Annotated in this window: 4 protein-coding genes and 1 pseudogene; all 5 read left to right on the plus strand. The window is 56.5% G+C overall.

Features of this window, described 5'->3' with window-relative positions; all coding sequences use genetic code 11:
* Window positions 1-2,071: ABC transporter ATP-binding protein (locus IQ254_RS27925; protein ID WP_313887590.1), on the plus strand; the 2,071-nt coding region annotated here is incomplete at its 5' end.
* A gap of 30 nt (window positions 2,072-2,101) precedes the next feature.
* Window positions 2,102-3,304, plus strand: a complete 1,203-nt coding sequence (locus IQ254_RS27930) for a glycosyltransferase (protein ID WP_193969424.1) — start codon at window positions 2,102-2,104, stop codon at window positions 3,302-3,304.
* Window positions 3,301-4,299, plus strand: coding sequence for a glycosyltransferase family 10 (locus tag IQ254_RS27935; RefSeq protein WP_193969425.1), 999 nt, complete (start codon window positions 3,301-3,303; stop codon window positions 4,297-4,299). The genes IQ254_RS27930 and IQ254_RS27935 overlap by 4 nt, the downstream gene beginning before the upstream one ends.
* Window positions 4,300-5,030: 731 nt before the next feature.
* Window positions 5,031-6,782, plus strand: a complete 1,752-nt coding sequence (locus tag IQ254_RS27940) for a hypothetical protein (protein WP_193969426.1) — start codon at window positions 5,031-5,033, stop codon at window positions 6,780-6,782.
* 937 nt (window positions 6,783-7,719) lie between these two features.
* Window positions 7,720-7,818 (plus strand): annotated as a pseudogene (locus tag IQ254_RS27945) (IS1 family transposase); the annotation flags it as partial.
* Between the last annotated feature and the right edge of the window lie 128 nt (window positions 7,819-7,946).

The raw sequence follows: 7,946 nt of genomic DNA on the forward strand, positions 1-7,946 counted from the left end.
CCCCATGACCGCCCAAAAACTCCTCTTCGACCACGCAAAACACTACCCCTGGCGCATCTTGGCCGCCATCGGGCTGGGGTTCTCGGGGGCGATCTTCAACGGGGTGGGCACGACACTGATTGTGCCAGCGGTGTTTGAACTCCTGGGCACCGATGGGGGTGCGATCGCCCTACCGCCGCTTTTAGAGCAAGTCATTGAACCCTTTCTGGGCATCGCTGGCACCGGGCGAGCGGTGGCGATGCTGAGCTTTATTGTGCTGACGATTTTGCTGAAGAACCTAGCCAACTACCTCAGCAGCGTCACCACCGAAAGCCTGACCCGCAGTCTCACCTGCGACCTGCGCCGGGCCGGGATTGATCTACTGCTGACGGTGGATATCGACTACCACCACGCCATGCGCACGGGCGATATCATTCAGCGGTTGAACGACCAGACGGGCCGGGCAGTGACCTCGATCAACGCGGTGATCAACCTGCTGCGGGCGTCGCTGAATATTTTGTTTTTTACCGTGGTGCTGCTGTCAATTTCGGGGGCGTTGACCCTGGCTGCGGTGGTATTGATGGCGGGGGTGCTGATGCTCAATCGCTACGTCATCGCCCGCGCTCGGCTCTACGGCAAGGCGCTGGCAGAGGCCTCTAAACACTACTCGGTGCGCACCCTGGAGATGCTCAACGGCATGCGCCTGGTCAAGGCCACCGCCAACGAAGCGGTAGAGTTTGGCCAGGTGGTGGCGCTGGTCGAGCAGCGGGAACAGGCGGCCCTGCGATCGCAGATGAACAACGCCATCATCGGCCCGCTCAACGAAATTCTCAGCATTCTTGCCCTGGTGGCCATTATTTTGATCAGCCAGGTGTGGCTGGGCAGCGGGTCGGCGGCCTCGGCCACCCTGCTGCTGACCTTTTTGTTTGTGCTGTCGCGGGTGATTCAGTTTGTGGGGCAGCTCAACTCGGCCCGCAGCCAGCTGGCCAACAGCGCCGCCAGCGTTGACCTGGTGTACGACTTTTTGCGCCGCGACACCAAGCCGTTTATGGCCCAGGGCCGCCGACCGTTTACCCCGCTGCAAACGGGCATCACCTTCGAGCACATCACCTTCAAATACCCCAGCGCTCAGGATTGGTCGCTGCGCGACATTACCCTAGCGCTGCCCAAAGGCACCACCCTGGCGCTGGTGGGGGCCTCGGGGGCAGGCAAGTCTACCCTGGCCGATCTGCTGCCCCGCTTCTACGACCCGGAGGCGGGTCGCATCGCCATCGACGGTGTCGATCTGCGCGAGTTTGACCTGGGGAGTCTGCGGCGGGCCATGGGCATTGTCAGTCAAGACACGTTTTTGTTTAATGCCACCGTGCGCGACAACATTGCCTATGCCCAGCCCCAAGCCACCGATGCCGAGGTGGTTGAGGCCGCCCACCGAGCCAACGCCTACGCGTTTATTAGCCAGCTACCCCAGGGGTTTGACACGGTGGTGGGCGATCGCGGCGTGCTGCTGTCTGGTGGTCAGCGCCAGCGCCTTGCCATTGCCCGCGCCCTGCTACAAAACCCGCCCATTCTGATTCTCGACGAAGCCACCAGCGCCCTCGACACCGTGTCTGAGCAATTGGTACAGGCAGCCCTAGAAGACCTGAGCCGCGATCGCACCACCCTGGTGATTGCCCACCGCCTCTCCACCATTCGCAACGCCGACCAGATCGCCGTGCTCGATCAGGGCCGGGTCGTGGAACTGGGTACCCACGACGAACTCTTGCAGCAGCAGGGCCGCTATACCGACCTCTACACCATACAATTTGCGCGAGAAACCGGCGCTAGCCCTACCCGCTTAACGGAGCAGACCTCCTACGACCTGCGCAGCGGGCTCAATGTGGTGCTGGGCTCTCTCCAGCTGCTTGCCGATGGCCTGGTCGAAGATGGCCCCGAAACTGTCGAAGTCGTGCAAGAAGCCTACCGCGCCGCCCTCAACCTGCTGCCCAGCTTAGACCTGGTCGAGAAGCAATCCGCCGCCGATCAGCCCTCTGCCCCAGACCCAGAGGAGCTCTCCCTAGAGCATCTGCCCCATCCCCCCGCGATCGCACCCTAATTCCCCATCCATCCCCTCACCGTCTTGCCCATGCCTCGCCACTACCTATTCTTCATCCGCGACACCCTGCCCCAGCCAGCGGCCCACCTGATTCAGACCGTGCAGTGTGCCAATGCTGCCGCCAACCTGGGCTACTCTACCCAGCTGGCCTACGTCGATCGCGGCCCAACCGCCTGGCAACCCTGGCGCTGGGTCAACCCCCAGCCCCAACCCGTAAACGAGGTATTTGCGCGGTTCTTTAACATTCAAACCCAGCTAGGCCTGTTGCCCTTAGCAATGCCCTGGCCAATCGATCGGCTGCAGCACCGGCTCACCAACGCCAGCACCATAGCCTGCAAATACTACTGGCCGCTGTACCTAGCTACCCGCACAGCCCTCGTCCATACCCGCGACTGGAACTTTGCCAAAGCCGCCCTCCAGCAGGGAGTGCCCGTGATATTTGAGTGCCACCACCACACCGAGAAGCCCTTTGAGCCCGAGATGGCCACCCATCCTCTCTTGCAGGCGGTAGTCACCGTCATCGACACGGTGCAAGAGAGCATTATTCGCAACGGGGTGCCCGAGAAAAAGGTGGTCACTGTAGCCAACGGCTTTAACGCGCAGTTTTTGACCCGGCACCCGGCGGCAGCGCAGCAATGGCGCGATCGCCTCTTGCAAAATTCGTTGACTCACCTGGTGGTCTATGCTGGAGCGCTGCACGAGTTTAAGGGGGTCGATGTGCTGCTCGACATTGCCCCTCAGTTTCCCCAGGTCAAATTTGCCCTGGCGGGTGGCCCGGCTGAGCAGCAGCGGCACTATCGCGATCGCATTGCGGCTCTGGGCCTGACGAATGTTGAGCTGTTGGGGTTCTTAGAACAGCAGGATTTGGCCCACCTATTGCAGGCCGCCGATGTGCTGGCCCATCCCCATCGGTCGGGGCCAGCGGCTACCTTTACCTCGCCCCTCAAACTGTTCGACTACCTCGCCTCAGGCACGCCCATCGTCGCTACCCACATTCCATCCCTTGACGATTGGGCAATGGCTCAGCAGATTGCGGCCTGGTGCGCCCCCGACGATGCCCAGGCGTTTGCCGATACGCTCGGGCAGGTGCTCACCAGGCATGTCCGCCCGCCAGGGGGCTTTGCCGCCAACCCCGAGGTACTGCAACCCTACTCCTGGGAAGCCCGCATTCAAACGATTTTGTCTCATGTCGATGCCCAGTACAGACCTCAACCCCAGGGAGCAACCCGATGACCCGACCGATTGTTGGCATGCTGTCGAGCTATGGTGGCCTGGCCCAGTGCGATTGGCTATGGAAGCAGAGCCCCGAGCCCTTTGGTATCTGGGGGCATATGCAGCTGCATGCCTCTGACCCGCAGCCCGACTATCTGCTGCTGTACCAGTTCAACTTTTCGAAGCAGCTGGCGCCGCCGCCCAAATTGATGTCGCAGCAGGTGCTCAGCGTGCTACAAACGTTTAACCCCGCTAGTTCAAACAAGCTGGTTGAAAATGCCCAGAGCCCGCTGCCGCCCCAGTTTAGCCATGTGCCTCAGGAGCGCATTGCCTTTTTGCTGCGCGAGCCGCCCCTGCCCGAGGTGCGCGCCCAAAACCTACTCAACTACGCCTACGCCCAAGACCACTGCGGCTATGTGTCTGGCCCCGATGACTCGGCCCCGACACCTGACTACATGCCCGCTATTTGGTACGTAAATGCATCATTTCGAGAACTCAATGAAGCCCCACCCCCCGAAAAGCACAGCCCCTGCAGCTGGATTACCTCTGGCATTAACCGTACCGAGAGCCACCACCAGCGACTAAACTTTCTCAAAGATTTGCAGGCCAGTGGTGTGCCCGTCGAGATCTACGGGCGCAATCTGCCCCCCAACACGCGCACTGTCGGAGAACTCAATAATAAGTGGGCGGGCATGGCCCCCTATACCTACAACCTGGCGATTGAGAACTATGCCGACAACGACTGGTACGTCAGCGAAAAACTCTGGGACGCGCTGCTGTCGTGGTGTTTGCCCATCTACTACGGCGGTGGCGCGGCGGATAAGCTGCTGCCCCCCGGCAGCTTTTTGCGTCTACCCAGCCTCGATGAAAAGGGTATTGAGTACATTCGCGAGGTGACGGCCAGCCCCGATGCGTGGTTAGAGGCCAGGGATGCGATCGCAGAGGCCCGCCAGGTTATTCTGCACAAGTTGAATTTGATGAATTGGCTGTCGGAGTGGGTGCAGGGGGCTGGTTAGAGCAGTTGATAAAAGGGGCTTTGCCTCATCCATCGCCGTAGAGCATCCAATAGTCTCATTATGAGACTTAAGAGAATTAATTATAGTCTTCTCACGAGACAAGAAAGACTATTATTGACACCAATTCTATCTCTTCTTGAGACCCAATGACGCCATAAGTAGTCTAGCTTTTATCCATATGAGTCTCATAATACGATTATTAATATGCATGCCACATCAGTACCGGGTCGCCACAGGTGGGCAAATGCTACTTCAGCAGGCATAGTAGGTTGACCCAAGCAAAGACAACTCATTAGATCCTTGCACTTGTTTGGTCTAGAAGAAGAACCAGGGTTAACGTAAATCTCTGCTAAAGTGCAACGCAGAATTGGAGGTGGAGAGTCTCAAGCGAGTCTTATCGAGCTGATATTAGGTCTGATTAATTTACTTATTAGTCTCATGACAAGAATAGCTGTGGGTAGGGTTTAGAGTATTCCACCTAAAAAACATCCTGATCAGGAACGCGAACTCGACCCAGTGGGCCGGTCGCGGAGAGACACCGGATAGGTATTTAGTTGGAACACTCTTAGGCGGTCTGCGCGGATGCGCTGCGATCGCGGGCTTCTTTAAAGGAGGGTATTGTTATCCTGAGGCATTTAGCGTTCTGCGTAACGATAAGGAAATAGCTGGCCTGGTAATGACCATTGCAGAGCGCCGTATCGGGCTATGTCGCAAAAGAGGTATTGCTGGCTATGGTAAATGATCCTTCAGTGCCAGAGGTTGTCAGCCGATCGTTTGTTTTTGGCGAGCGGGCGCTGCTCAATCTATTTCGGGGAGCAGGCGGGCTGTTGGGGTCGTCTGGCGGTGGCGGTGGGTCGGGGTTAGACACCTTAAATTCTCTTTTGCAGAGCGCATTTCAAGACTACTTTTGGTCGAGTCAGGTGTTTGACTCCTACACAGGGGATATCTTTAGCTTTCAAGAAATTGGCAGTCAGCAGGCCCAGGCGTTTAACGCTCAATTTGATCAGGTCGCGGCGTTGGGGATTGTGGGCTATAGCGCCGGGGGTCTGTCTGCTATTCGCGTAGCCAGGGGTCAGGCACCGCAAGCGGTGGATCTAGTGGTGCAGCTTGATTCCTACGATCCATTGACGGGCAGCAGCGTTGAAGACGAGATTTTGCCCGTCAATGTGGTCAAGGGCATTAACTACTATCAGGTGGCGAACCGCTTCAACCCGTTTCGGCCCGGCTTTGACCCCTTTGACCTGCAAGGGGCCAGAGTAGTGCAGGGGGCTGAGAATATCAATGCCGAAGATCTTTTGGGCGATCGCGGCATTACCCACCGCACCCTGGACGATAGCCCTGGGCTGCAAAGTCAAATTCTGCGCGATATTGAGGTCAATGTACTTCAAGATTTAAAGTTCGATCGCGCTGGCCAGCTTAGCCTTGGCGGCGGGGCACAGCTGACAAACAACATTCTGGCCTTGACTGCCGATGCCAGCGGGGGCGTTGGACGGGCTCTGATTGGCGATACTTTTGCCATTGATGCAGACTTTTCGTTTCAAACTCGCTTTGAGTTTCGTCTGCCTGCGGTTGATTCACCAGGAGTCTCGTTTTGGATTGAGCCAGTGGGAGAAGCCCTGGTCAGTCAGAGCAGTCTGGCGGTGGCCTTTGAGCCGCTTGCCTTCGAGGCTGCGGCTTTGAATGCCAATGCGATCGCCCTGCTAACCCCTGATCTTGCTCCCGTGCCCCTGGCACAAGCCCAGACTCCGCTAGACCTCGACAGTGGCCAACCCCTGACCGCCTGGGTTGACTACGATGGTTTAACCAATGAATTGGCTATTTTTCTGGGCGATACGCTGACGCAACCCAGTACTCCTGTGCTGTCCTATGGGTTAGATTTGCCCGCTATTACCGGCTCGCAGGCTACCTTTGGCTTTCAAGCCACGGTGCAGGGCGCAGAGCGCCAGTCAGAGCTGCTGAGTTGGCAGTTAAATACGACGGGTCGGTCTGGGCATGAGCCGCCCGATGAATGGGGTGATCACGACTGTGGAGTTGATTGGGCTTTCTTGAGATCGCTGGTTGAGCTAGGGGGCAGCGCCCTGAATGAGCTTGGGGTTGAGGTATTCGATGGGCGGGTAGCCCAGACAGTGCAGGAGGTTGTAGACACCCTAACGACGGGATGGTTGCCCTTTAGCCTGAATGATTTTAGTGGCGCGATTGAGCAAGTGCTCACCGATAGCCGGGTTAACTGGCCCGTGGAGGGCACCAAATCCGCCAACGGAGATATGATTGGCGCAGCGATCGCTGGGGCAGATTGGCAATCGGTTGGGGGCAAAGCCGATATCTTCGACAACCCCGATTTAGCCACTTTAGGCCAGACTGAGCAGGGGCAGCGGGTAATAGATGACATGGTTTCCTGGGCTCAGGGGCTGGTTGACACCTACCCTGCATTATCTGCCGGGTGTCTCTCACCGCCTGGGGCACCTGCAGCGTTATTGGGCTAGGTAACAGTGCAAAAGGCCCTGAAATAGACGAGTCAATTTAGTCCAATTTTAGTCCAGCAAATTTTTTGTGACTTCAAACCCCTTTTCTAATAAGCAATAGCAGGATTTGATTGTTTGCGTATACCGCAACTATTCAAAGGCCACGTCTTCATAGATGGCATCCATAGAGAATGTGACGTTCAGGCTACTCAGTTCAACATCAGCGCCTTCACTGTAGGGGATGAACGCTCAGATACCCTCGTCATTGCGGCGAAACACATCTACGGTCTTAGTCTCAGATCCGACCAACACATATTCCTTCAGGGTTTCCAGGCGGCGGTAGAGGGTAAATTTTCCGCTCTAGAGCATCGGTGCAATATGGCTAAGAACCCGGTTTCTCGGCCAGAATGCCAGTTATGTCGTTAGGGCAGTGACAAAGAAACCGGGTTTCTGTACCGGCGTTCTAGCGCTGAAGTGCCGAGGCCTTAGCTGCCACAATCACAACAACTTGAAGCTCGACACCCATAGGGAAACGACTGCCGAAATTAGTCTTGTATTGAGACTTATTTTGCTTGATTTAAGTCTCAAGTTGATTTTTATGAGTCTTGCTATTGCGCCAAAAGATACTTAGGTGCCTCATTCCCCTCGGTCGCTTGGGCCGATGAACGTGCTCAGCATAGGAATTAGGCTGGGCAGACTATCTCGTATTAAGTCTCAAGTCTTTTAAATTGAGTCCGTTCATGAATGCCATGAGTCCCAAGGCAAGATTTTTTATCCCCATAGGGTTGCAGCGATCGCCCCCAGTCATCCATAAGGCGATCGCGCACCGTTGCTGGCCCCTGGGCGAGTAGTGAGCGCTGCCTGTCTATATTTTGGTAGTGGACTAACGTAAAGGATGGAGAAAAAATAAGGCAACGCTGTCGTATTTATAGATTCTGAGGGGGTAGCCTCCATGGCCATTGAGATGACCTGTCCAACCTGTGGGTCTCACGACATCTCCAAGAACGGCACTACTAGGCGCGGTAAGCAAAACTACAAGTGCCGGGACTGCAACCGCCCTTAACGGGTGACAACGTACCTAAAGAGCTTGCTGCATCAGGGATAGAGCATAGAGACCACGCTGAAAATAGCGATGTTTATGGGGTTTGAGCGCTATCAGTTGGAGTGCCCAGTCGGTCCATAACT

The organism is Nodosilinea sp. LEGE 07088 (genome assembly GCF_015207395.1).
GTDB lineage: Bacteria > Cyanobacteriota > Cyanobacteriia > Phormidesmidales > Phormidesmidaceae > Nodosilinea.

Excerpts from the sequence above, each read along its gene's own strand:
- IQ254_RS27930 (WP_193969424.1), top strand. The coding sequence starts at position 2,102 with ATGCCTCGCCACTACCTATTCTTCATCCGCGACACCCTGCCCCAGCCA.
- IQ254_RS27935 (WP_193969425.1), top strand. The coding sequence starts at position 3,301 with ATGACCCGACCGATTGTTGGCATGCTGTCGAGCTATGGTGGCCTGGCC.
- IQ254_RS27940 (WP_193969426.1), top strand. The coding sequence starts at position 5,031 with ATGGTAAATGATCCTTCAGTGCCAGAGGTTGTCAGCCGATCGTTTGTT.